Source organism: Clavibacter sp. VKM Ac-2872, assembly GCF_015351105.1.
Lineage (GTDB): Bacteria > Actinomycetota > Actinomycetes > Actinomycetales > Microbacteriaceae > Clavibacter.
In genome coordinates this window covers 172,555-196,508 of the sequence record NZ_JADKRR010000002.1, presented here as the reverse complement: position 1 = coordinate 196,508, position 23,954 = coordinate 172,555, and the positions used below count along the sequence as shown (strand labels likewise).

At 74.4% G+C, this 23,954-nt stretch carries 26 protein-coding genes; 13 read left to right on the top strand and 13 right to left on the bottom strand.

Translation table 11 applies throughout. The features are described from left to right. Window positions 1-116: 116 nt before the first annotated feature. The gene (locus tag ITJ40_RS11200; RefSeq protein WP_194667150.1) at window positions 117-1,208 is read right to left on the bottom strand and encodes an ice-binding family protein; all 1,092 of its coding nucleotides are present in this window, start codon (window positions 1,206-1,208) and stop codon (window positions 117-119) included. A gap of 99 nt (window positions 1,209-1,307) precedes the next feature. On the opposite strand from ITJ40_RS11200, the gene ITJ40_RS11195 reads away from it, so the two are divergent. Then, the gene (locus ITJ40_RS11195) at window positions 1,308-1,730 is read left to right on the top strand and encodes a GNAT family N-acetyltransferase (protein ID WP_194667149.1); all 423 of its coding nucleotides are present in this window, start codon (window positions 1,308-1,310) and stop codon (window positions 1,728-1,730) included. 24 nt (window positions 1,731-1,754) lie between these two features. Here the strand turns inward: ITJ40_RS11195 and ITJ40_RS11190 are convergent, their stop codons facing one another. Both ITJ40_RS11190 and ITJ40_RS11185 read right to left on the bottom strand, forming a co-directional pair. Next, entirely contained in the window at window positions 1,755-2,393 is a 639-nt protein-coding gene (locus ITJ40_RS11190; RefSeq protein ID WP_370532039.1) for a hypothetical protein, read from the bottom strand. Between the two features lie 3 nt (window positions 2,394-2,396). Next, the gene (locus ITJ40_RS11185; RefSeq protein ID WP_194667148.1) at window positions 2,397-3,350 is read right to left on the bottom strand and encodes a hypothetical protein; all 954 of its coding nucleotides are present in this window, start codon (window positions 3,348-3,350) and stop codon (window positions 2,397-2,399) included. 124 nt (window positions 3,351-3,474) lie between these two features. On the opposite strand from ITJ40_RS11185, the gene ITJ40_RS11180 reads away from it, so the two are divergent. After that, on the top strand, window positions 3,475-4,101 hold the full coding sequence (locus ITJ40_RS11180; RefSeq protein WP_194667147.1) for a histidine phosphatase family protein: 627 nt from the start codon (window positions 3,475-3,477) through the stop codon (window positions 4,099-4,101). Here the strand turns inward: ITJ40_RS11180 and ITJ40_RS11175 are convergent. Then, complete coding sequence (locus ITJ40_RS11175; protein ID WP_194667146.1) at window positions 4,098-4,466, bottom strand: hypothetical protein; 369 nt, start codon at window positions 4,464-4,466, stop codon at window positions 4,098-4,100. The two genes, ITJ40_RS11180 and ITJ40_RS11175, sit on opposite strands and share 4 nt — an antisense overlap. A gap of 265 nt (window positions 4,467-4,731) precedes the next feature. Here ITJ40_RS11175 and ITJ40_RS11170 point away from each other — a divergent pair, with 265 nt between their 5' ends. The 4 genes from ITJ40_RS11170 to ITJ40_RS11155 all read left to right on the top strand — a co-directional run bounded on the left by ITJ40_RS11170 (window position 4,732) and on the right by ITJ40_RS11155 (window position 8,189). Beyond that, entirely contained in the window at window positions 4,732-5,070 is a 339-nt protein-coding gene (locus ITJ40_RS11170) for an STAS domain-containing protein (protein ID WP_194667145.1), read from the top strand. Next, entirely contained in the window at window positions 5,063-5,485 is a 423-nt protein-coding gene (locus ITJ40_RS11165) for an ATP-binding protein (protein WP_194667144.1), read from the top strand. The genes ITJ40_RS11170 and ITJ40_RS11165 overlap by 8 nt, the downstream gene beginning before the upstream one ends. Beyond that, complete coding sequence (locus ITJ40_RS11160) at window positions 5,485-6,813, top strand: PP2C family protein-serine/threonine phosphatase (protein ID WP_194667143.1); 1,329 nt, start codon at window positions 5,485-5,487, stop codon at window positions 6,811-6,813. The genes ITJ40_RS11165 and ITJ40_RS11160 overlap by 1 nt, the downstream gene beginning before the upstream one ends. Window positions 6,814-6,944: 131 nt before the next feature. Next, complete coding sequence (locus tag ITJ40_RS11155; protein ID WP_194667142.1) at window positions 6,945-8,189, top strand: PP2C family protein-serine/threonine phosphatase; 1,245 nt, start codon at window positions 6,945-6,947, stop codon at window positions 8,187-8,189. A 31-nt stretch (window positions 8,190-8,220) separates the two neighbouring features. Here ITJ40_RS11155 and ITJ40_RS11150 read toward each other — a convergent pair whose 3' ends face one another. The 9 genes from ITJ40_RS11150 to ITJ40_RS11110 are packed head-to-tail and all read right to left on the bottom strand — an operon-like array spanning window position 8,221 to window position 17,808. Beyond that, window positions 8,221-9,066, bottom strand: a complete 846-nt coding sequence (locus ITJ40_RS11150; protein ID WP_194667141.1) for a hypothetical protein — start codon at window positions 9,064-9,066, stop codon at window positions 8,221-8,223. After that, on the bottom strand, window positions 9,063-9,449 hold the full coding sequence (locus tag ITJ40_RS11145; RefSeq protein WP_194667140.1) for a DUF4913 domain-containing protein: 387 nt from the start codon (window positions 9,447-9,449) through the stop codon (window positions 9,063-9,065). The genes ITJ40_RS11150 and ITJ40_RS11145 overlap by 4 nt, the downstream gene beginning before the upstream one ends. Continuing rightward, entirely contained in the window at window positions 9,446-11,212 is a 1,767-nt protein-coding gene (locus ITJ40_RS11140; protein ID WP_194667139.1) for a type IV secretory system conjugative DNA transfer family protein, read from the bottom strand. Before ITJ40_RS11140 ends, ITJ40_RS11145 begins: the two co-directional genes overlap by 4 nt. Beyond that, complete coding sequence (locus ITJ40_RS11135; RefSeq protein WP_194667138.1) at window positions 11,209-12,906, bottom strand: ATP/GTP-binding protein; 1,698 nt, start codon at window positions 12,904-12,906, stop codon at window positions 11,209-11,211. Before ITJ40_RS11135 ends, ITJ40_RS11140 begins: the two co-directional genes overlap by 4 nt. A 60-nt stretch (window positions 12,907-12,966) precedes the next feature. Continuing rightward, a complete protein-coding gene (locus ITJ40_RS11130; protein ID WP_194667137.1) occupies window positions 12,967-14,475 on the bottom strand; it encodes an SCO6880 family protein in 1,509 nt (502 codons plus the stop codon). Between the two features lie 12 nt (window positions 14,476-14,487). Continuing rightward, window positions 14,488-16,041 (bottom strand): hypothetical protein, encoded by a 1,554-nt coding sequence (locus ITJ40_RS11125; RefSeq protein ID WP_194667136.1) that lies wholly within the window; start codon window positions 16,039-16,041, stop codon window positions 14,488-14,490. A 1-nt stretch (window position 16,042) separates the two neighbouring features. After that, window positions 16,043-16,795, bottom strand: coding sequence for a hypothetical protein (locus ITJ40_RS11120; protein ID WP_194667135.1), 753 nt, complete (start codon window positions 16,793-16,795; stop codon window positions 16,043-16,045). A gap of 51 nt (window positions 16,796-16,846) precedes the next feature. Next, on the bottom strand, window positions 16,847-17,170 hold the full coding sequence (locus ITJ40_RS11115; protein ID WP_194667134.1) for a hypothetical protein: 324 nt from the start codon (window positions 17,168-17,170) through the stop codon (window positions 16,847-16,849). Window positions 17,171-17,196: 26 nt separating this feature from the next. Continuing rightward, window positions 17,197-17,808: a DUF6668 family protein gene (locus ITJ40_RS11110; RefSeq protein WP_194667133.1), complete on the bottom strand. Its 612-nt coding sequence runs from the start codon at window positions 17,806-17,808 to the stop codon at window positions 17,197-17,199. A gap of 264 nt (window positions 17,809-18,072) precedes the next feature. Between ITJ40_RS11110 and ITJ40_RS11105 the strand changes: the two genes are divergently transcribed. The 7 genes from ITJ40_RS11105 (at window position 18,073) to ITJ40_RS11075 (ending at window position 23,924) form a co-directional block, all read left to right on the top strand. Further along, window positions 18,073-19,470, top strand: a complete 1,398-nt coding sequence (locus tag ITJ40_RS11105; protein WP_194667132.1) for an AAA family ATPase — start codon at window positions 18,073-18,075, stop codon at window positions 19,468-19,470. Then, window positions 19,470-20,039 (top strand): hypothetical protein, encoded by a 570-nt coding sequence (locus ITJ40_RS11100; protein ID WP_194667131.1) that lies wholly within the window; start codon window positions 19,470-19,472, stop codon window positions 20,037-20,039. The genes ITJ40_RS11105 and ITJ40_RS11100 overlap by 1 nt, the downstream gene beginning before the upstream one ends. Then, complete coding sequence (locus ITJ40_RS11095; protein ID WP_194667130.1) at window positions 20,036-21,211, top strand: M23 family metallopeptidase; 1,176 nt, start codon at window positions 20,036-20,038, stop codon at window positions 21,209-21,211. Before ITJ40_RS11100 ends, ITJ40_RS11095 begins: the two co-directional genes overlap by 4 nt. Before the next feature lie 101 nt (window positions 21,212-21,312). Then, window positions 21,313-21,759: a helix-turn-helix domain-containing protein gene (locus ITJ40_RS11090; RefSeq protein ID WP_228512344.1), complete on the top strand. Its 447-nt coding sequence runs from the start codon at window positions 21,313-21,315 to the stop codon at window positions 21,757-21,759. A 202-nt stretch (window positions 21,760-21,961) separates the two neighbouring features. Beyond that, window positions 21,962-22,420, top strand: coding sequence for a hypothetical protein (locus ITJ40_RS11085; RefSeq protein WP_194667128.1), 459 nt, complete (start codon window positions 21,962-21,964; stop codon window positions 22,418-22,420). A 150-nt stretch (window positions 22,421-22,570) separates the two neighbouring features. Further along, window positions 22,571-23,446, top strand: a complete 876-nt coding sequence (locus tag ITJ40_RS11080; protein WP_228512343.1) for a zeta toxin family protein — start codon at window positions 22,571-22,573, stop codon at window positions 23,444-23,446. A gap of 19 nt (window positions 23,447-23,465) precedes the next feature. Next, a complete protein-coding gene (locus tag ITJ40_RS11075; RefSeq protein WP_194667126.1) occupies window positions 23,466-23,924 on the top strand; it encodes a hypothetical protein in 459 nt (152 codons plus the stop codon). Window positions 23,925-23,954: the final 30 nt, after the last annotated feature.

Genomic DNA, 23,954 nt, shown 5'->3' with positions numbered 1-23,954 from the left:
TCGCTCCTGCTGCCGACCCTAGACCGGCTCCTCCTCCGCGACAGGGCCGTGCGCATGACGGACGCCCGCCCCCGCGTGAGGCGGGGACGGGCGTCCGGGGTGCGGCGCTCCGGCGGCTAGTGCCTGCGGCGGCGGGCCCGCACGGCGATCACCGCGACGATGCCGGCCGCGAGGGCCGCCGTGCCCAGGGCGAGCTCGATGACGAGGCGGACCCCGTCGCCGCGGGTGCGGGGGAGGTGGCCGGACGGGGGCGGCACGTCGCCGGGCGGGGTGCTGGACGTCGGCACGCCGGAGGTGGGCGACGGCGTCGGCGTGGAGCCGCCGGTCGTGCCGCCGGTGCCGCCGCCGGTGGATCCTCCGGGGGTGGGCGACGGCGCCGGGGTGGACGAGGGCGCCGGCGTCGGGGTGACGACGGGCGTGGTGCCCGAGCCGATGGGCGAGGTGGTGGTGCCGCAGGTGGAGGAGATGAACGCGTCGTCGTCGAGGGTGACGGCGCCGTTGCGGGCGAGCGCGCGGCCGTCGACCGTGGCGCCGGTGCCGACGGAGATGGAGGTGAGCGCGAGGATCGTGCCGGCGAAGCCCGAGTTCGTGCCGAGGGTGGCGGAGCTCGACACCTGCCAGAAGACGTTGCAGGCCTGGGCGCCGTTGACGAGCGACACCCGGCTGCTCGAGCCCGTCGTGAGCGTGGACGGGGCCTGGATGACGAAGACCGCCGACGGGTCGCCCTGCGCGTCGAGCGTGACCGTGCCGGTGAGGCCGAGCGGGCCGGCCGCCGTGTAGACGCCGGGGGTGAGGGTGGATCCGACGAGGTCGGCGGGCACGGCGGCGGTGCTGGGCCGGCCGGCCGCGTCGTCGTACGCGGTGGTGAGGTCGGACTGCGCCTGGCCGGCAGCGGCGTCGGCCGCGTGCGTGGCGCCGCCGACGACGCCGGGCGGGAAGCCCGAGACGGCCGCGTTCGGGCTGGTGCCGAGGTCCGCCGAGAGGGTGGTGGGGCCGGTGTTGGTGACGCCCTGGCCGGAGAGCACCGAGTACGAGGCGGCGGTGCCGAGGCCCACGGTGGCGGTGGCGGCGAACGCGCTCGCCGGGGCGAGGAGGGCGGCGCCGAGGCCGCCCGTGGCGATGGCCGCGACGGCCAGCGAGGCGACGGCGAGGGATCCGGACCGGGTCCGACGGGATGAGGACGTGCAGGCGTGGCGCGACTGGTGCATGGACAGCTCTCGTCGGAAGGGTTGGCGGGCGGAACCGCGACCGCATCGAGCGGCGGGCACCGCGCGTGCGCCGAGTGCACAGGCGGTTACGGTGTGGGGGTGACCCTCCTAGCCGACGAGATCCCCGCCCGCGACGAGCTGCTCGACCTCTACGGATCCGTCGGCTGGAGCGTCTACACGCGCGACCCCGAGCGGCTCGAGCGGGCGCTCGCCGCATCCGCCCTCGTCGCCACCGCACGCGACGCCGACGGCCGGCTCGTCGGCCTGGTGCGCACCGTGGGCGACGGGGCGACGATCTGCTACGTCCAGGACCTCCTCGTCCGGCCCGACCTGCAGCGCGGCGGCGTCGGCCGCGCGCTCGTCGAGCACGTGCGCGCGAGCCAGTCCGCGGGCGTCCTCCTCGTGCTCACCACCGATGCGGGCGGCACCGAGGACGGCGACCGCTCGCACCCCTTCTACCGTGCGCTCGGCTTCGCGCCGCACGCGGAGCAGGGGCTGGCGGCGTTCTCGCTGCGGATCTGACGGCGGCGATCCCGGGTCGCGTCGTCAGCGGGGGAGCGCGGTCGCGCTCTGCGGATGCTCGACGAGCGCGACGGCGGCGTCCCGGTCGAGGCTGCCCGGGAAGTTGAGGTGCGTGAAGCGGCCGTCGGGGTCGTAGGACGCGGTGGGGGCCGCGATGCGCGACCCGCGCACCGCCGTCAGGAGCGCTTCCGTCCGCTCGGCCGAGAGCGCGTCGGTCGCGCCGATCGCGAGCACGACGCGGAACCGGGCGCCGTCGGCGAGGTCGAGGCGGATCACGAGAGGATCCCGCCGCGGACCCTTCCGGGGCGCGTCGTACCGCGACTCCCGCGGGACCTGCGCGATCTCGATGCGGGCGCCGACGAGCCCGGAGAACGGGCGCTCCGTGCCGCGGAGGCGCAGGACGCCGCGACCGGCGTCGATGTCGAGCGCCGGCGTGAGGCGCGTGATGACGAGGAGGAGGATCGCGCCGCCCGCGGCGACGCCGAGCACGACGGTCGCCGCGACGGTGGGCCATCCGCCGCCGACGGCCTCCTCCAGACGGCGGCCGAGGTAGCCGAGGGGGTTGGCGCCCAGCCAGGCGACGAGGACGAACCACAGGCCGCCGAAGAGCAGCCGCTGCCGGAAGCTGGGCGCCGGGATCCGCACCCAGGCGTCGTCGGCCACGCGTCAGCTCCCGTCGGCGGGTCGGGTCGGGGCGGCCTCGTCGGAGCGCTCCGCATCCACGCGGGCAGCCTCGACCGCGGCGCGCTGCTCCGCGGCCCGGCGCGCGTCGCGCCGGATGATGCACGCGTACGCGATCCCGCCCGGCAGCATGACCAGCGCGATGCCGATCACCGGGATGTCGCGGCGGCCGGAGAGCGCGTCGGGGTGGAGCACCGAGATCACGGTCGCGGCGAGGCCGATGAGGATGACGAACGCGGCGACGCCATACTGCCCGCGGGCGCTCGGCCGCGGGCCGCGGGGTGTCGTCCCCGCCCGGCGCACGTTCGGCGCGCCCGACCCCTGCCCCCGCTGCCCGCGCGCGGCCATCGGCTCCGCCGTGCCGCTGCCGTCGACGAGCGCCGCGGTGTCCTCCCGCGTCAGGTGCCCGGGGAACTCGATGTGCGCGAAGCGGCCGTGCGGGTCGTCCTTCGAGCGGGGCGGTGCGATGCGGGATCCGCGGATCGCCGCCAGGAGCGCGTCGCGCTGGTCGTCGGCGATCCGCACGCCCTCGCGCGTGGAGACGACGACGCTGCAGCTCTCGTCGCCGGTGGTGGAGAGCCGGAGGATGAGGGTGTCGTCGCCCTCCGCGCCGGCCAGCTCGATCCGGGCGCCGGTGATCTCCGAGAAGCCCCACTCCTTCCGCCCGATGCGGAGGATGCCGCGCGCCATGTCGATCGCGGGCGGCTGGGTGCGCTCGGCGACGACCAGGTACGCGATGCCCAGCACGGCGAGCGCCAGGACGATCGGCAGGCCGACCCGGATGAGCGGAGACGGCCCGACGGCCTCGTCGACGATGCGCGTGAGCCCGCGTGCGGGCGTCCAGAGGAAGAGGGACACGATGGCGAGCGAGCCGAAGGTGAGCAGGAGCCGCTGCCGGGTGCCGGGGGACGGGATCCGCACCCACGCGCCGCTGGCCATGCTCCGACCCTACGGGCGCGGATCCGCGACGACGGCCGGGCGGTCGTCCCCGCGCGCCCCCAGAACGAGGCGCGCGCCCTCCGTCCGCCCGGTCGGTCCGCGCGCGCTCCGGTTGGATGGACCCATGCAGACACCTCCGGCACCTCCCGCGCGCCTGCTCCTCACCCGGCACGCGCCGACGCCCTGGAACCGGGAGTACCGCTACGACTCGCGCACCGACATCGACGTCGACGACGACGCGGCCGAGCAGCTCGCGCCCCTCGCGGCGCGGCTGCGCGGGGAGGGCGTGGAGCGGATCCTCGTGAGCACGCTCGCGCGCGCCCGCAGCACCGCGCGGATCCTGCAGGAGCAGGGCGTCGCGCCGGGCGTCGCGCCCGAGCCGCGGCCCGAGCTGGTGGAGCTCGACTTCGGCGGCTTCGAGGGGATCACGCGCGACGAGCTGCGCGGGCCCGAGCACGGCGCGGCCTTCGCAGCCTGGCTGACGGGCGACGACGGAGAGCCCGCAGCGCCCGGCGGCGGCGAGACCTGGGCGGCGGCGGCCGTGCGGGCGCGCGCGGTGCTCGACGACGTGGCGTCGGATCCGCGCACCACCCTCGTGGTCGCGCACGGCTACCTGCTCCGCGTGCTCTACCTCACGGCGCTCGGCCGGTCGCCCGCGCTCACGCGGTCGCTGGTGTGGGCGAACGGGCAGCTCATCGAGCTGGAGCGCGACGGATCCGGGTGGCGGGAGTCGGCCGCCCCCGCGGGCTAGTCGTCCGGCCCGGCCGGATCCGTGCAGTCCGCCGGGTAGCGGAGCTCGAACACGACCTCGTCGATCGCGCCCGTCCAGACCATGTCGTCCCCGCGGCGCGCGAGCGGGCCGTCGGTGAGGTCGATGGCGTCGGCGAGGCCGAGCCCCGCGATCCACGACTCGATGACCTCGCGCCGCACCTCGGGCGCGTACGCGTCGGCGTCGCCCGAGAAGTGCACGCCCTCCCAGGGGCCGCCGAGCTGCCACGCGAGCGGCGGCAGTCCGCGGATCTCGCCCTCGGCGTTCCAGGCCAGGCCGATGGAGGTCTCGATCGCCAGCCGCGTGATGCGGCGCTCGATGGGGACGTGCTCGGGTGCGGTCGACACGGTGTCTCCTCGTGCGGCCGGTGCGGCCGTGGTCGTGCGGGGGATCACCCGCACCGTAACGAAGGCGCGGGCCGCCCCGCCACCCGCATGCGCCGCGCGGACATGCGACGGGACTCCGGGACGGTCGTATTTCCCCACACGATGAGTGAGAGGATGAGCGCGGCGGAGGCAGGGGATCCGGGCGGGGGACCGCGCGGGACCGGCACCGCCCGCCGGGTGCATCGGGGGATGCCGACGACGGCGCACGACCACACGAGGGGGACGCATGGCGCTCACGACCGCCACCGAACTGCGCGAGGACGACGTCACCGTCGTCACCGCGACGGGGCTGCTCAACATGGCGGCCGCGCCAGATCTCCGGCAGGCGATCCACGACGCGCTCGAGCCCGCCCCGCGACGGATCGTCGTCGACCTCGCCGGCGTCGAGTTCATCGACTCGTCCGGCCTCGGCGCCCTCATCGCGGGCCTCCGCGCGGCGCGCGACGGCGGCGGTGATCTCCGCATCGCGGCACCCGGCCCGCAGGTCGCGATGGTGCTCCAGCTCTCCAACCTCGACCGCGTGCTCGTCTCGACCCCGACGGCCGAGGCGGCCTACCGTGACTGAGACCACCCGCAGCCTCACGCTCCAGTCCCCGCCCGACGACGTGGACGCGGTCCACGAGCTCGTCGCGGGCCTCTGGGACGACCGTCCCGACGTGGGCGCGCTCGACCGCATGGCGTTCGAGACCGCGCTCGTCGAGCTCGCGTCGAACGTGATCGAGCACGCCGACCACGGCCAGGGCGTCACCTGCGTGGTGAGCGTCACGGTCGACGACGGCGTGATGCGCGCCAAGCTGCGCGACGGATCCGAGCCGGGCGACTTCCGCCTCGCCCGCCGCGAGATGCCGGGGGTCGACGCCGAGTCCGGCCGCGGCCTCGCCATGGTGCAGATGCTCTGCGACGAGCTGACCTACGAGCGGGTCGGCGGCGAGAACGTGTGGAGCGTGCGCCGGACCCGGATCGAGCCCGAGGCGTCCTGATGGACACGCCCGCGCGCGAGTCACGGCTCGCCGCGCTCTCGCTGCCCGCCTGGGTCGGCCGCGCGGCCTGGATCCCCGAGTCCGCCGCCCGCCTCGGATCCACCGGCGCCTCCGGCCCCACCCCCGCGCTCAAGCAGCTGCCGATGCTGGTGCTCTTCGTCCTCGCGGTCCTCACGAGCCTCAGCGTGCCGTCGCTCGGCGTGACCGCGCCGCGCTCGCTCCTCCTCGCCTGCGGGATCATCGTGGCGGCCACCCTCCTCGCCGTCCTCGTGACCTGGCGCCCGGACCTCGCCCGCTTCGCCGAGCTGGTGCCCGCGCTCGACTTCCTGGCCGTGGGCATGCTGCGCATCGCGACGGGCGAGAACGCCTCGATCTACGGGTCGCTCGTCATCCTCCCGGTCGTCTGGTTCAGCCTCAATCCCGGGCGGTCGAACGTGCTCGTCGCGTTCGTCGGCGTGTACGTGACCCTCGGCCTGCCGCTCCTCCTCCGGCTCGGGCAGCAGAACGCGAACGAGCTGTGGCGCGGGTTCTTCAGCGCCCTGGCCTTCGCCGTCGCGGCGCTCGTGGTCAACGAGCTGTCCCGGCGCACGCGCCTCAGCCTCGAGGCGTCGCGCGACCGCGAGCGGGTGAGCGAGGAGGAGCTGACCCGGGCGTCCATCGTGCAGCAGGCGCTCCTGCCCACGACGACCGTGCCGCTCGCCGGCTACCAGGTCGCGGGCGCGTGCCTGCCGTCGAAGGCCGTGGGCGGCGACTTCTTCGACTGGTACCCGGTGAAGGAGGGCCTGGCGTTCACCCTCGGCGACGTGATGGGCAAGGGCGTCGGCGCGGGGATCATCGCGGCCACCGCGCGCGCGGTCGTGCGCAGCGCCAAGAACGTGCCGGATCCCGTCGCCGCCATCGAGCGCACCTCCGACTGCTTCACCGCGGAGATGAGCGCCGCCGCGTCCTTCGCGACCGTCTTCCACGCGCGCGTGCGCGCCGAGGACCACACCGTCCTCTACGCCGACGCGGGTCACGGCCTCTCCGCGCTGGTGCGCGCGGACGGCACGCACGAGCGCCTCGAGTCGACGGATCTCCCCGTGGGCGTGCCGGGGGCGGCCGGCTGGCGGACCCACGAGATCCTGCTCGGCCCCGGCGACCTCATCGTCACCTTCAGCGACGGCGTCCTCGACCTCTACGACGGCACGCTGCGCGCGGTCGAGCAGGTGGCCGAGCTGGCGCGCGCGTCCGCGTCGGCGGACGAGCTGGTGGGACGGATCACCGCGCTCGCCGGCGGCCAGGCGAACCCGGACGACGTGACCGTGGTGGTCCTGCGTCGCGACGCCTGAGAGCCCTCCGCATCCGGGCAGCGCTCCGAACACCCCGGCATACACTCGACGCAGGCGCCGCGATCCGGGGGGATCGTGCGGCGGGCGGCACCCGCCCGACGCGACCGGTTCCGGATCCACCAGGGGGACACATGACCACGCAGGCACCCGTCGCGCGCTCGGGCGGATCCGACCCGGCGGGACGCGCCACCGGCAGCGCCTCGGCACCCGACGAGCAGGCGCGGCTGCGCGCCGTGCAGGACCTCCGGCTGGTGGGCTCCACCGCCGAGGAGCGCTTCGACCGCGTCACCCGCATCGCGCGCGAGCTGTTCGACGTGCCCGTGGCCGAGATCAACCTCGTGGGCGACACGGAGCAGTTCACGAAGTCGCCGCAGCCCCGGGGCGTCTCGCTCCTGTCGGACCGCACGCAGTCGTTCTGCGACGTCGCCATCCGGAGTCCCGAGATCCTGGTCGTGCCGGACGCGACCCAGGACGAGCGCTTCGCGCACCGGACCACCGTCACGGGTCCCCGCCACATCCGCTTCTACGCCGGCCGCCCGCTCCTCTCCGGCGGCCAGACCGTCGGCACGCTCTGCCTCGTCGACACCGAGGCGCGCGACCTCGCGCCCGCGCAGGAGAAGCTGCTCGACGAGATGGGCGCCTGGGTCGAGCGCGAGCTGCGCGACAGCAGGGACGAGGAGCTCGCGGGCGAGATCCAGCGGCGGCTCCTGCCCGTCGACCGGCCGCTCTGGCCCGACTTCGACCTCGCCGGCATCAGCCTCCCGGCCCGCGGTGTCGGCGGCGACTTCTACGCGTGGGGCGAGGACCCCGACGGGCTGCACCTGACCATCGCCGACGTGATGGGCAAGGGCGCGGGCGCCGCGATCCTCGCGTCCGCCGTGCGGTCGGCGTTCCAGGCGCATCGCGGCCCGGACGCGGAGCGCACGGTCACCGCGGTGCAGGCCCAGCTGCAGGCCGACCTCGACGTCACCGAGACGTTCGCGACGTTCCTGCACTGCCGCATCGACGGATCCACCGGCGCCTTCTCCTACGCGGACGGCGGCCACGGCCTCACCGTGCTGCTCCGTGCGGACGGCTCGCACGAGATGCTCCCGGCGCTCGGCCTGCCGCTCGGCGTCGTGCCCGACGCGAGCTGGGCCACCCACCCGGGCGCGATCGCCCCGGGCGACCGGCTGCTCGTCTTCACCGACGGCGCGCTCGACCTCTTCGACGGATCCCTCGACTCGGTCGCCCCGCTCGTGGACCTCGTGCGCACAGCCGAGGACGCGGCCGAGACCGTGCAGCGCATCGCGGACGCCGCCGCCGCGGCCGCCGCGCGCGGCACCCTGGGCGACGACGTGTCGGCGGTGTGCGTCCGCTACGCGGGCGGCGCCTGAGCGGCGGATCCCAGCCGGCGCCGGCGCCGCGTCAGGATCCGGTCGCCCCCAGCGGCTGCAGGCTCGGGTGGTCGCGGACCGCGTCGAGGCCCTGCGTGCCGAGCACCGTGAGCACGGCGGCGATGGGGGCGTCGACGCCGCGGAGGCGCAGCGGCTCGACGTCCGGGAACTGGCAGACGAGCGCCCACTCGGCCACCTCGGGGTAGACCGCCGTCATGCCCGCGTACCAGAACGCGAGCCACCTGCCGCCGACCTGGCAGAGGAGCCGCCGGTCGGAGATCACGAGCCGCACGGGCTGCAGCTCGCGCCACTGCTCGGCGGCCTGCGCCTCGGCCGCGCTCCTCCGGGATGCGTTCCCGATGGCCGCGACCGCCATCCCGCCGAACACGAACGCGGGGCTCCCGACGAGGAACCCGCTCGAGCGCGTGTACGTGACGTCCTGCCCGTAGTACCGCTCGTAGTCCGCCTCCACGTCGTAGAGGAACACCTCCCCGGGCTCGGCGACGACGTCCCAGACGGGGAAGCCGGGCGGGCGCTCCCCGCGCAGCAGCGACGCGCGGAGTCGGCACGCCTCCGCCCAGCCCGCCGCGCTCCGGACGGCGAGGTCCTGCGCGGCCTCGGCCTCGCGGGCCGGTCGCGCGAGCTCGTGCCGCGCGCCGCGGACCATGCCCGCGAGCACGCGCGCGCCGCGGATCAGGGTCCGCACGGCCGCGACGCAGAGGAGGAGGAGCACGAGCCCGGGGATGAGGGTCTCGGGTCGCGTGAGCACCGACGGATCCGCCACCGCGGTGAGGAGGCCGAGCAGCCCCATCCCGAGCACGAGCAGCGCCGGCCAGCAGAGCAGCAGGCGGAACCAGCCCGGCACCTCGCGCCTCACGAGGCGGCTCCGATCGGCCCGGGCTCCGGCCGCGGCGCGCACGGGAGCGGCTCCCCGGCCTCGGTGGTGGCGGAGGTGCGCGCGAAGGGGCCGGTCGGGCCCATGAGCACGGCGAGGTGGTAGTCCGCGTGATCCCGCCACCACACGCTCATGCCGGTCGCGCCCTCGAGCCGGAGGGCCTCCCACGCGAGCCACAGCGCCTCGAGCCGCGCGACGGCCTCGGGGTGGCGCCACCACTCGGGATCCCACCGGCTCTCGCCGCGCGGGCTGACCTCGCGGCGGTAGGCGGGCGCGAGGAACCCGCGCACGAACGCGTCGACGTCGGCGAAGACCGGCTCCCCGGACGCGGCCGGCGCGTCGCCCCAGCCGAACGCGTCCGTCACGACGCGGCCCCCGGTGCCGCCGCAGGACCGGATACCGCGCGGGCGTCGGCGGCCGCGAGCGAGGCCCGGATGACGGCCGCCTCGGGGCCGTCCATCCACGGCACCGTCGCGATCATCGAGGCGCGCACACCGGACGCGAGCAGCACGGCGCGGCCCCGGGGCAGCTCCGCGAGCTCGGAGGTGTCGAGGATCCGGCGCCGGTCGTTCTGCACGCTGGTCGAGCGCACGCCGCGCGTCGTCGAGCTGGAGACCGTCTCGTGGTCGTAGTCGCCGATGAGCTCCGAGAGCTCCCGCAGCCACTCCGCCTCCTTCACGCCGCCGAGGTACACGACCTCGTTCGCGGCGCTGAAGAGCTTGCGCATGCCCTCGCGGCCGAACACGTCGACGCCCTGCGCGTACGACTGGAAGATCGACATGACCGGGATCCCGCGCGAGCCGAGGTGCGAGTACAGGTCGGGCAGCTCCTTCCACCGGCACACGTTCGCGGCCTCGTCGAGGACGCAGACGAGCGGCGTGGCCAGGCGGCCGCCCGGCTGCGTGCGGGCGAGGCGCTCGGCGGCCTCGACGATCGCGACCGTGAGCGCCGTGACGAGCGGCGCGGCCGTGCCCTCGCCCTCCACCGAGAGGGAGTAGAGGGTGTCGGTGGAGCGCACGAAGGCGTCGGGGTCGAGCCGGGGGCGGGGATCCGCGGCCGCGTCGCCGCCGGCCGGCGTGATCCACCTGTTGATGCGGCTGCTGCGCACGCACGACGCCATCTTGCGGGCGGTCGCGTACACGCCGTCGCGCTGCCGGGGCGAGGTGCGCGACGCGCTCTCGACGTCGTCGGCGATGAGCGGGTAGCCGCTGCACCGGAGGATGCCCACCATCTCGCGCTCGTCGGGATCCGTGAGCCAGCCGAGCACGTCCGTGATGGGCCGGCGGTCGAGCGCCGCCGCCAGCAGGAGGCCCGTGAGCAGGTCCTTGCCTGCCGCGTCGAAGAAGGCGTCGCCGCGGTCGTCGGGCTCGCGGGATCCCGCGGCGAAGTGCCCGGCGAGCTTGGCGGCGGAGGTGTCGTCGACGACGGAGGAGAGCGGATCCCACCACCAGGTCGGCTCCTCGTCCACGACCTGCTGCGGGTCGAACACCCACGCGGTGCCGACGCCCTGGCGGAGATCGCGCGTGGCGCGCACGACGTCGGGCTTGTTCGACGTGGTGACGAGGGCGCCGGGCGCCGCGAGGATCGCGGGCACCACGAGCGAGGTGGTCTTGCCGACGCGGGGCCCGGCGATGCCGACGACCACGTCCTCCCACGAGGCGTAGACCATGCCGCCGGAGCGGAGGTCGCGGCCGAGCGGCAGCCCCGGACGCCCGGGCACGCCGAGGCGCGCGGCCTTCGCGAGGGACGCGCGCTCGTGCAGCTCGTCGAGGTCGGACGCGGAGGCGAGGTAGCGCGCGCTGCGGTCGACGCGCGTGCGGCCGCGACCGAAGCCGCGGACGGCGCGCGCGACGGCGACCGCGAGCGCCGTGAGGAGCGCGGCGACGACCACGGCGATCACGACCGCGAGCGGGGTCCACGCGACCTCGCCCTTCTTCAGCGCGATGGCGACGGCGAGCGGATCCGCGGGCAGCGCCGCCCCCTGGCCCGTGAGCGCGTGCGCCGCGGCGAGCCCGGCCCAGGCAGACGCGAGCAGGCCGGCGGCGATGCCGATCGCCCAGGTCGCGATGATCGTGCCCGGGTTCGCGCGCCCCGGCTCGGCCCGGCGGTTGGTCTGCTCGGCCCTCATGCGGCGCCGGCCTCCACGGTCTCGCGCTCGGCCGCGAACCCGTCGGCGGCCCCGTCGCCGGCCGGCTCCGGCGGCCGCCCGGTCGCCTCGTCGGGCTCGGGGAACGACTCGGTCGCGTGCCACGCCTTGTTGGTGTCGTTGATGTGCCGCTCCTCCTCGGTGAGCTCCACGTGCACGGGGATCCCGGGGTGCCCGCCGACCTTGATGAGGAACCGCCCGCGTCCCGGGGGCTCCTGGTCGGGCGACCATCCGGGCGGGTTCTGCCACGACATCACGAGGTCCTGCTCCGAACGCGACAGGGCGACGGCCTGCGTGAGCATCGACATCTCCGCGCGCGGCAGGCCGCCCGCGACGACCATGCCGGCGCGCTCGACGAAGCCGCGCGCCTTCATCCGGTCCTGCTCGTCGGCGAGCGCGAGCAGGTCGGACATGGTGTGCGTGATCATCGCGAGCCCCACGCCCCGCTGCCGGTTGAGGCGCGTGAGCGAGTCGATGCGGTCGACGATGCCCTTGCCCACGCGGAGCGCGCGCCACAGCTCGTCCATCACGATCAGGTAGTGCCGGCGGGGCTGGAGGCCCGCGTCGGCGAGGGCGGTCGCCACGTTCACGGTGCCGAAGCCCTGCGACCAGCAGGCGAGGAGCACAGCGGCCTGCAGGTCGGTGTCCGACTCGTCGATGGACGACACGTCGTAGACCACCGGCCGGTCGTGCCGCATGGCGACGTCGGTCTGCTGCGCGAAGATCTCGCCGAGCCGGCCGCCGCGCGTGAGGCTGATGAGGCTGGCCTCGAGACCACGGGTGATCTCCTGGTAGCGCCCGAGATCGCCGCGGTCCACGGCCACGTCGCGCACGGCGGGGTGGGCGTCCTGGATCACGCGCAGCAGGTCGGCGAGCACGGGGATGCCCGGGAACTCGTCGTCGAGCACGCGCAGGGCCGCGTCGATGATCGACTCCTCCACGTCGTCGGGCGCCTGCTTGCGGAGGATCGTCAGCAGGGACGAGACCATCGTGTTGCGGCGCCCGTGCGCGTCGGCGATGAGGCGCTGCCGCTCCTGCTCGAAGCCCGCGGCGCGCAGCTGCTCGGCGGCCTCGATCGCGCCGCCCGGGTCCAGCACGTTGAGGTGCCCGCGGCCCCGGCCGAGCGTGATGACCTGGCCGTCGAGCGCGTGCACCATGTCGACGTAGTCGGGCTTCAGGTCGCCGAGCACGAGCGGCAGGTAGCCCATGCCGTCGCCGCCCACGCACATGCGGCGGATGAGCGTCGACTTGCCGAGGCCCGGGAGTCCGAGGGCGAAGATCGACGGGTTCGAGATGATCCCGGACTGGAACCACGAGATCGGGTCGGCGCACACGGTGGCGCCCGTGTCGAGGTGCAGGCCGAGGGGCACGCCGCTGATGGGGCTGCTGGATCCGACCGCGTACGGCCACAGCCCGCACACCTGCACGGTGGTGCCGCGCCACTCCGGGGCGGGCTGCACGAGGACGGTCTCGCCGCGGGCCCGGCCGAGCCAGCCGCGCGGGGACGGGCGGCGGTGGGAGCGGGCGGCGGTGCGGAGGGCGCGGCGCTCCGCCCGGGTCGGCCGCGGCGCCTCGGGACGGGTCTCGGCCTCGGACGCCGCGCGGGCGGCCTCGGCGGCGAGCTTCCGGGTGCGGCGGGTGGCGACCTTGCGGGATCCCTGGTCAAGCGCGGGCACGGCGGCTCCTCTCGGTGCGGGCGGCGGTCGCCGGGCGGGCGGCGGCGAGGTGGCGGCGGATCACAGCTGGTCCCGGATGTCGTGCGGGATCGCCAGGTGCCGCGGCAGCACCAGGCCGAGCGGCAGGCCGGCGGCGAACGCGGAGTCCTGCGAGCCGTGCACCACGCGGAGCCGGATGCGGGCCTGCGCGGAGAGGCTGTCGACCGCGGCGCGCGCGTCCTCGATGGTGGCCGGATCCTGCACCGTGGCGGTCACGACCATCCCGAAGTTGACGAGGCCCGCGCCGCCCGACTCCTCCGACTCGTTCGCGAACGCCGCGATGACGTCCTTGCGCGATCGGCCCGTGGGGTTCTTGGTCGACCCGACGAGGAACTCGGCGTCGCGCTTGTCGGCCTCGACGATGGCGGCGGCGCGCGCCGGGTCGATGGGCCGGTAGAGCATCGTGACGCGCTTGCGGGCGATGTGCCGGTGCGGCGCGAGCAGGCGGGAGAGGATCGACTCGCCGACGTTCCCGCGCGGCGCCTGCGACATCATCCACGACACGGAGAGCGCGGAGTCGTGGCGGTAGGAGTCCCACGCGGCCTGGTGCGCGGTCGGCCCGACCTCCGGCCAGTACAGCTCGGTGGCCTGGCCGGCGGAGTTCGCCTGGTCGATGAGGATCGCCGCGGCCGGGTCGTAGGCGATCCGCACCACCTCGCACAGGTCCTGCGCCGTGAGCGGCCGGGCCGCGCCCGCGCCCGTGGAGGAGAGGCCCGAGGTGAGGCCGGGCAGCCGGTACGCGAGCTCGCGGCCGACCTCCTCGGCGCTGCGGCGGGCGGCGCCGGTGCGCGTGGCGCCCGCGAAGGTGATGGCGACGTACGCCTTGATGGTCGCGGCGCCCGCCGGGTAGGTGGCGACGATCTTCCGCAGCACGCTCTTGGAGAACTCGGATCCGCGGTCGTCGATGCGCCCGAGCACCTCGGAGGCGAGCCGCGTGCCGGTGTCGGGCGCGGTCTCGAGCGTGACGGACGCGGCCACGAGGCCGGGCTCGTCGGCGAGCGCTTCGAGCCAGGAGCCCCACTCGGCGACCCAGATGTCGACCTGCTCCTGGTCGACGAGCGCGGATCCGTCGGGCTCGGCCCCCAGCACGACCGTGAAGTCGTTCGTCGACGGCACCTCGATGAGCGCGAACGGCCGGCCGTACGAGTCCTTCCACTCGGTGAGGCGGGATCCCGCGGCGAGGCCCGGCAGCTGCGCCGTGCCCCACTCCGCGAAGCCCAGCGGCCCCGAGCGGTAGAGGTGCGCGCCGCGGTTGCGGGCGAACAGCCAGCCCGCGCGGTTCATGATCCGGATCATCCCCGACTCCCCGTGCTTGTCCTTGACCGCGACCGCCGCGAGCACGCCGGCGAACACCGCCGCCGTGATCACCCCGGCGACGAGTCCCTTGTTGGTGGCGACGATGATGACCATCACGGCCCCGGCGAACCCGAACATCGTCGGGAACATGCCGAGCCCGCCGACGCCGCGGGTGCGCGGCTTCCGCCAGTTGCCGTACGTGCGCGCGGTGGCGCGTCCCTCGATGGCGCTCATGGATCCGTGTCCCTACCTGGCCCCCGAGGGGCCCTCTCCCGCGGCGTCCTCGACGGCGCCCTTCGTGGCGTGCGCCGCCTTCTTGGCGCCCTCGGCGAGCTTCGCGACGCCGAGCGCGGCGAGGCCGATGGGGCCCGCCGCCGCGGCTCCGGCGGCGGCCGCTCCGCCGGCGGCACCGCCCGCTGCCGCGCCGCTCGCGCCGGCGCCGGCCTTGGCTCCGGCTGCCGCGCCCTTGGCGGCGGTGCCGCTGCGTGCGCCGGCGCTCGCGTTGGCGGCACCCGACGGACCGCCGCCCGCGCTGCCGCCGCCACCTCCGCCGCCGTTCGACCTGCTCGCCATGGATCCGGCCTGCTTGATCGCCCCGGACGCGGCCTCGCCGGCCCCGCCCATCACCGCACCGGCCACCGCAGCGCCCGACACCCCGCCGGCCGGAGCGACCATCGGCGCGATGAAGCGCATGAGAGCGGGCAGCGCGACGAGCGCGATGAGCATGAGCGCCACCCCGGTGAGCACGGCCCAGACGCCCTGACCGTCCTTCGCGAAGAGGTCGGTGCCGATGAGGCGGAACGCGGCGGCGTAGACGAGGGCGGCGGCGGGCTTGTAGAGGATGAACGCGGTCAGCCATCCGAGGGACTTCCGGAACCACTGGTTCCCGGTCGGCGTGTTCGTGAAGCTGGCGGTGAGCGGCAGGATCCCGGCGAGGAGCACGAGCATCGCCGACCGGATGATCATCATCCCGATCTGGATGTACGAGATGAGGATGGCGATGAGGGCGAGGATCAGGACCCCGATGGTCCCCAGCGGCGACTCCGCGGTCAGCTGGATCATCAGCGCCATGTTGCTGCCGAAGCAGCTCCCGCCGACGACCGCCACGTCGCACTTGGTCGACGCGTTCAGCACGCCGACGGCGAAGGCGTCACCGAGCCGGACGGCCAGCTGGATCACCGTGAGCCCGATGGTGGAGACCATCACGAGGGTGACCAGGGACCGGAGCAGCTCGCGCACCGGGTCCGCGCGCTGCGTCCACGCCAGCCGGATGCCCGCGAGGATCACCGAACCGACCGCCATCGCGAGGACGACGAACCAGGTCGAGTTCTGCAGGAACCCCACGGCTGTGGTGGATCCGTCCGGGGCCGTCTTGGGAATGACCCAGGCCACCAGCGACGACGCGCTGGTGATGAGGAACACGCCGCCGAGCACCAGCCCGAGCCGTCCGAGCGCGTCCATGCCCGTCTCCGCGGAGCGGGCGCGCATGTAGAGGATCGCGAAGCCGATGATCGAGAGGACGGCCACGATGAGCCCGATCCACGCGATGTACCCGAGCAGCGTGTCGAAGTCGCTCGTGACGGTCTCGCTCGCCGTGTAGCCGTCGGTCGAGGCGGCACCCTTCGTGAACTCCGGCGCCGGGACGTACACCCACATGGTGCCGAGGGACGCGATGACCTGGCCGAAGGTCGTCAGGGCGGCGTCCATCAGCTGCTTGAGGGTGTTCGTGGCTCCTTGCTCGATCGCGTCGGCGACGACTTTCGAGGTGTTGCACCCGACGTCGACGAAACTGCAGTCCACGTCACGCCCCGGCCCACGGGATGTATCCGCCGAGGCTCTGGAGCTGCGACGAGTCGAGGGGGAGGGTGCCCTTGTCCGTGAGCTCGAACTTCCAGTCGCCGTCGACCCACTTCAGGATCATCGGCATGCTCACGAGAGCGTTGCCCTTGTCGGTGACCGTGGCGACGACGTCGACGGTCGTCTCCGAGGGAGAGTACGACTCGATCTTGAAGCCGGCGATCTGGAGGCGGACACTCGACGACGCCCCTGCGGCTGCCGCGGCAGCGGCCGCGTCCTTGCCCGGCCCCGGAGCCACCAGCTCGGCGATGTGGCTGATCAGTCGTGCGTCGGTGGCCTGCCCGAGGTAGTTGGCGACGGCGTACAGGGCGCCCGTCGCCGTGTGGGCGTAGCAGGAGCGGATGCCGTTCGAGCCCGTGATCCCCGGGCCGGCACCCTGCGGGTCATCCGGGACCGCGACCGTCCCGACGAGCTTCCACGTCGTCTTCGGAGCGGTGGCGAGCGAGCTCGTCTCCTCGTATCCCGGGAGGCCGCACACGGACGCGGCGCCGTCGGGCAGCGCGGACGCACTCGGCGAGGCGGGCGTCTCCGGCTCGGCGGCAGCCGCGTCGCTCGTCGGCGCCGCGGCCGGCGTCCCGCCGCCCGAGAACGCTCCACTCGCCGCCGCGATGCCGCCGCCCACGAGGACGAGGGCGAGGAAGGCCGCGATGGCGATCCAGAGCGGGCGCTTGTGGAAGGGCGTGGCGGGGGTGCTCATGAGGATCCTCTCGGGGGAGCGGGCGGCGCGTGTGGGGAGGCGGGGGTCGCGCTACGCGATGACGAAGCTCACGAGCGACGCGGCGCCGAGGCCGAGGAAGAGGCCGAAGCCGATCTTGATGAGGCGCTCCTGGATCTCGCCGCCCTCGTGCCGGTTGTTGCGGAAGAGCATCGCGCCGGTGGCGATGAGGGAGAGCACCGCGAGGGGCAGGAGCACCCACTTGGCGATGCCGATGATGCGGCTGAACTTGTCGGTCCAGTCGCTGGGGGCCGACGCCTGGCCGTCGGGCACGTCGATCGCGACGGCGTCGAGGGCGTGGTGGATGTGCGCGGACGCCTGGTGGACGGCGTCGAGCGCGAGGAGCGTGGGGGACATGCGGTGGACCTCTCGTGGAAGGGGGATCAGCGGGGGGAAGCGGTGAGCTGCAGGTCGGCGAGGAGCCGCTGGTGCTCGCGGCCCATGTCGGCGGGATCCGCGGGGCCGAGGCGCCACGCGTCGATCCACGGCAGGGTCCACGCGCGCGGGTAGCCGCCGGCGACGAGCTGCTCGAGCTGGCGGAGCTCCTTGGGGCGGCGGCCCGGCGCATCCGCCACGAGCACGAGGCCGACCAGGTCGACGAGGCCGGCGACCTGGCCCGATGCCCACTCGCGGGCGACGCGTTGCGCGGCGACGAGGCCGGAGTGGTCGGTGCGGGCGACCACGACCACGCGCGAGGCGGGGGATCCGGCAGGCGGCGCGGGCCAGGCGTGGTCGGCGGCGCGGGATCCGGCGGCGAGGCGCGCGAGGGTGGTCTCGCCGGCGCCGCCGTGGGCGCCGACCCACCACAGCTCGGCTGTGCCGTCCACGCGCCGCAGGGGCAGGCGGTCCGACGCCGCGGGCGCGGAGACGGTGGCCGGCTGCGGGGCGCGGGGGCCGCGGAGCCGCTCGCGGCGGGTGAGGGGCGGTGCGTCGGACGCGGGGGTGTCCACGACCGCGGGCGCGCCGATCACCCACGGATTGCCGCTGTCGCTCATCCCTCGCCCATCCACCCGTCGGGTCTCGTGCTCGCCGCACGCGTGATCCACCGGGCGGGGGATGTGACACGTTGCTGCACGGTGATGCTGCCAAAGTGCTTGCGCAGACGCAAGTGCTTGATCCTGCTCGCATTTTCCGTGAGACTGTCTCGCCGTCGTCGATCCTGGCGGGCACGACCGCTCGAGCGGGCCGGCTCTCCACATGGGGCGCCCGGCATCTCGACCCGAACGACCCGCACGACGCCCCCTCACCGAGAGCCGCAGATGACCGACGCCCCGACCGTGCCCGCCTTCCCCCGCATCGACGCCACCATCACGCCCACGGCTGACGGGCTCGCCACCGGGGTGCTCACCGTCAACGGCGTCGCGACGCCGTTCGCGGAGGCGGCGGAGGACGACATCCGCCGCGGCATCGTGATGAGCGTGCGCGGCATCGCCGAGCAGATGCAGCGGGCGGTGCGCCTCACGACGCGCGACCGCTTCGGATCCCAGGCGCTCGCCGTCGGGCCGGACGGCACGGTCGAGGCGCTCAGCGAGCTCGACCGCGCGGACGCGATCGCGGCGCCCGCGGTCGTGCCGCCGACCGCCGCCTCGCATGCGGGAGCCGCGGCGCCCGTCGCCCCCGCGGCGCCGGTGGCCGCCGTCCCCGCTGCGTCGCCCGCGGCCGGTGCCCCCGCGCCGACCATCCCCGCCGCGGTCGCGCCCGCCCCGGTCGCCGTCGCGGATCCGCCGCTCACCCGCCGCGCCGCCCGACAGTCCTTCCTCACGCGCGAGGAGGTGGAGGAGCCGGCCACGCAGGGCATGCGCGGCACCCTCACGCGGCTCGGGATCCGCATGTCGCCGTCCGAGGACGAGCGTCGCGAGCGCGAGTGGACCCGCCTCGTCAGCCAGCACTGGCCCGGCCCCCGCACCGTCGCGGTCGTCAACGGCAAGGGCGGCGTCGGCAAGACCATGACCACCATCTGCCTGTCGTCCGTCTTCGCGCGGCACGGCGGCGCGGGCGTCCTCGCCTGGGACAACAACCAGACGCGCGGCACCCTCGGCTGGAGCACGGAGCAGGGGCCGCACGACGCGAGCATCCTCGACCTCCTGCCGCAGGTCGACCGGCTCCTCGGCACGGGCGCGCAGTCCGCCGACCTCGCGCACTTCGTCCACCACCAGACCCGCGACCGCTACGACGTGCTGCGGTCGAAGCCCGAGGTGCTCGCCACCCAGCAGCGGTTCGACGACACCACGGTGGATCTCATCCACGCGGTCGCCGCCAAGTTCTACCGGCTGGTGCTCATCGACTCGGGCAACGACGAGACCGACCCGATGTGGCTGCGGGCCATCGAGCGGGCGGACCAGATCGTGGTGCCGACCATCGGCGAAGCCAAGGCGGCGGAGTCGGCGGCGCTCCTCATCGAGGGGCTCGCGGAGCGCGGCGGCCACTTCGCCGACCTCGCGGAGCGCGCGGTCGTGGTGGTCAGCGCGCACAAGCACGACCTGGCCCCCGCCGAGCTCGCGAAGATCTCCGACGGCTTCGCGCCCCTCGCCCGCGACGTGGTCACGGTGCCCTACGACCCGGCGCTCGGCGCGGACGTCCTCAACTACGGCGCGCTCCGGGCGTCCACGCAGCGGGCCTGGCTCCGCGCGGGGGCGGCCGTGGCCCGGGGCCTCTGATGCGAGCCGGCGCAGCGCGGTCGGGCGTCGTCCGCGCGGCGGGTGCCGTGGCGCTCGCCGCCGCCCTCGCGCTCGGGGCCGCCGGATGCGCGAGCGTCACCGTGCACGACGACGGGAGCCCCGTGGATCCCGCCCCCTCGTCCGGTGCCGTGACGGCGGACGGCACGACCGGCGGGGGCTCCGGTACGTCCTCTCCGGGCGCGACGGACGACGGCGCCGCCGCGGAGCCCGAACCGGTGGCCGACGCGGCATCGCAGGCGGCGGCGCTCACCGCGGCGGACAAGGTCATGCGCACGTACGCGCAGCCGGGCATCACCGAGGCCGAGTGGGAGCGGCAGATGACGCCGCTCCTGTCGCAGCAGGGCGCGGTGGCGTTCGTGCCCACGATCCCCTCGAAGCTCACGGCCCACGCGGTCACGGGCGCCGGCACGGTCATGCCGGCGCCGACCGCCTACGCGCTCATCGTGCGCGTGCCCACGGACGACGGCGACTACGACGTCGCGCTCGTCCGCTCCGCGACCACGGCTCCGTGGCTGGCGGACGAGATCCAGGCCGTCCGCGACAAGTGAACGGCGGCGGCAAGGGGGTCCTGATCCTCATCGGCACGCCCGCGGCGCTGATGGGGATGATCGTCTTCCTGGTGCTGTTCGGCTTCGGCGGCGACGACGCGTCCGCCTGCACGACGCAGGGCGCGGCGTCCTCGTCGACCGGGCCGCGCACGCCCGTCGACGGCTACTCGGGCGACCAGCTCGACAACGCCGCCGCGATCATGGACGCCGCCGCCGGGCTCGGCCTCTCCCGGCAGGCGCAGGTGCTCGGGGTCATGGCGGCGATGGGCGAGTCGTCGCTGCGCGCCATCGACTACGGCGACGATGCGGTGAACCCGGACGGATCCATCGCCGACTCGATCGGGCTCTTCCAGCAGCAGTCGTCGTGGGGCTCGGTGCAGGAGCGGATGGATCCGACGTCGAGCGCGAAGCTGTTCCTCCAGCGGCTGCAGACCGTGGATGGGTGGCAGACGCTCGAGCCGACCCTCGCGATCCACGCGGTCCAGATCAATGCGGATCCCTACCACTACCGGAAGTTCCAGCAGCCGGCCGAGGACGTGGTCGCGCAGCTGTCGGGGGCGGCGGCCTCCGCTCCGGCGGCGACCCCTGCCGCGTCCGGGACGCCGGATCCCTCGGTCATGCCCGCGCCCGTCGGCGGCTGCTCCGCCGGCGGCACCGTGCTCCCGCTGAAGGCGCCCTTCGACCAGACCTCCGGGTACGGGCCGCGCGAGAGCCCGACCGCGGGCGCCTCCTCCTGGCACCCGGCGAACGACTACCAGACGCGGGAGACCGGGACGTCCTCCGGGCGGAGCGGCTACTCGTGCGGATCGCCCGTGCTCGCCGCGCAGGCCGGCAGCGTGACGACGGCGGGCGGCTACACGGTGTCGATCCGGTCGGCCGCGGGCTACACGATCAGCTACCTGCACATGTACGAGCCGGACATGGAGGTCCACGTCGGCGACACCGTGACCCCCGGCCAGGAGATCGGCAAGGTCGGCTCGAACGGCCCGTCCACGGGGTGCCACCTCGACATCCGGATCGACGTCGCCGGGTCGACCGACCCGCGTGTCAGCGGGCTCCCGCAGTCGCAGACGCAGGGGGCGCCGGTGAGCGGCTACGTGGATCCCGAGAAGTTCTTCGCCGCGTTCGGCGTGACGCTCTGCGGCGGGGAGTGCCGGCATGCGTCCGAATGAGGCGGGCCGGGTTGCGATGCACCCGGGTGGACCGACGATAATTGCCCAGGCGGGTAAATTCGAGCATCCCGCCCTCGATCCGACCGGAGCAGCACCCGCGCATGGCAGACGACGACACCTGGGACACGCTGCCGGCGACCCTGCGGTCGGCGGACCTGCAGCGGATCCTGCAGATCGGGCAGACGACCGTGAGCCTCTGGTTCGCGAAGGGCATCATCCCCGGCTACCGCGTCTCGCACTCGTGGATCGCCTTCCGCTCCGAGGTGCGGGAGTGGCTCGAGTCGACGTCGACCGTGCCGGTGCCGCCGCACGAGCCGTACCCGCATCCGCTCGACGCCTACCCGGACCACCTCACGCATCGCGACCTCATGGAGCTGTTCCAGAAGAGCCGGCCGGCGATCCTCGGGTGGCTGCGCGACGGCGTGATCCCGGCCATGCGCCCCGGCGGCCGCTGGCTGATCGAGAAGGCGGCGATCCGCCGTCTGCTCGAGGAGACGAGCAACCAGCGGGCCGACTTCGTGCCGAAGGGCGATCGCGCGGCGAGCTGACGTGCGCGGTGCGGCCCGGCGGCCTCGGCGACCTCGGCGTCGGCGGGTGGCCTAGCCTGGCTGCTTCCCGGATCCGGATCCGGCTCCGGAGGACTGGCAGCGTGATCGGCTCGTTTCGCCGTGCGCAGCACATTGGCGTCGACGTCGGCAGGCGAATCTCCGCCTCGCCTCCGATGCGGGGCACTTCTATGAGGAGGAATTGATGGGGATATGGAACGCACCCGCGGAGCGAGAGTCGGCTGTGCGGGCGGTGGTGCGCTGGCGGTTGGCGGAGCTCGATCTGCAGCGGGAGGTCCGACGACTGCTGGATGGCGGAGCCGACCGTGACGAGTTGGCGAAGGACCTCCGTCTCTTCGGCGGGAATGACCTGCGGCGGCTCGACGGAGCCCGCGACGTGACGATGCCCGTCGAGGGGTTCTCCGGGGCGACGCCGTTGGAGATCTGCGAGCGGTACGCGGTGGGACATCTCGATCGGGAGCAGCTGGTGGACGAGCTCACGCGGTTCCCGTATGTGCCGTTGGACAAGCCGGAGGGGTGGGATGACCTCGTGGTGAATCCCCCCGGAACGTGGAACGACCTGTCGCTGGCTCTCGGCGAGAAGCTGATCGACATAGAGGTGTATGGCGAAGTCTTCGATCGCGTCGACACGTCGGGCGACTGAAGGATGCAGTCCGAGGGCGACATCGATCACCTGACGAGGCTGCGTCAGCTCTCTCGGGATGATGGTCCGCTGGGGCTGGACGCCCCGAGCGCGTCGACAGCCAACCCTGCGTGGTACCGGGCCGGCCGGCCGACGGCTGCACGCGCTGTCATGCACGAGCGCCTGCTGTCGGATGCTGAGGCTTCGGTGCCGGAGCTGGGGGCTGACAAACGGGCGGTCGTGCTGGCGGGGCCGCCCGGCGCCGGGAAGACCTCGACGCGAGAGCGCGCGCTGGGGGATGCGGCCACGGGCTTCCTCGTCATCGACGCTGATGAGTTCAAGAAGCGGCTACTGAAGCAGGCGATCGCGGACAAGAGCTATGAGTCGTGGATCAAGCCCGCCGCGGTGCGGGAGCTCGAGGCGGCGGGGGAGCGGTTCCACCCGATGGAGCTGTCCTCGCTCGTCCACGCGGAGTCCTCCTACCTCGCGGACGAGCAGAGGGCCCGTGCCCTGAGAGGGGGCAAGAACGTCGTCATCGACACCGTCCTGTCGTCGGACACGAAGGCGCGGCAGATCATGGGCGAGCTGGAGCGGGCCGGGTACGACGTCCAGGTGATGGATGTGGAGGTGCCGCGGGAGGTGTCGGAGGAGCGGATCCGGACGCGGTGGCAGGAGGGCAACGAGCGCGCGGACAAGGGCGACGGGCTCGGGGGTCGGTGGGTGCCGAGCGAGTTCGGGGCCTGGGTGTACGGGCAGCCGGACGGGAGTTCGCGGCCGGAGGCGAATGCGCGGATGGTGGCGGAGGAGTCGCCGGCGGTGTCGCGGTATCGGGTGTACCGGAAGACGGCGGAGCAGGAGCGGGAGGATCCGCGTGCGCCGGCGGTTCTGGTGACGGACATGTCGCGGGCGACGCGGGGCGGACCGTTGGTGCCGACGCGGTCCGGTTCGGCAGCCGAGGCGCCGCAGGCGCGGGTGCTGCCGGGGATCACTCGAGCGGTCGGGCCGGCCAGGTCGGCCGGCGCGGGCCGTGGAGGGAGAGGCAGATGACGAGGAAGGTGATCGATTCATGAGTGCAGGGGATGTTCCCGAGGAGGTCGTGCCGGCGGCGCTGGCGCTGCTGCGGTTCCGTCTGGCGGAGCTGGACTACCTGCGGGAGGTGCGGCGTGTTCTGGATGCCGGGCGTTCCGAGGAGGAGCTGGCCCGGCAATTGCGGGTGTTCCGTCCCGAGGATCTGGCCAGGCTCCGTGCGGCGCGCGAGGTGAGCCTGCCGCTGGAGGGGTTCTCGGGTGCGCTGCCGATGGAGATCTGCGAGCGGTACGCGGCGGGGCTGATCGACCGGGAGCGGTTGGTGGATGAGCTGGCGCGGTATCCGTATGTGCCGCGAGCCCTCCCGGACGGCTACGACGACCTGGTGGTGAACCAACCGGGCACGTGGGCCGATGTCTCGCGGGCTGCGGCAGCGGGACTCGTCGACGACGCGGTCTACGAGGAGGCGTTCGAGCGTCGTCACGGCGACCCGAGTTGATAGGCGCGCGTGCGACGCCGCGCGCGGTGG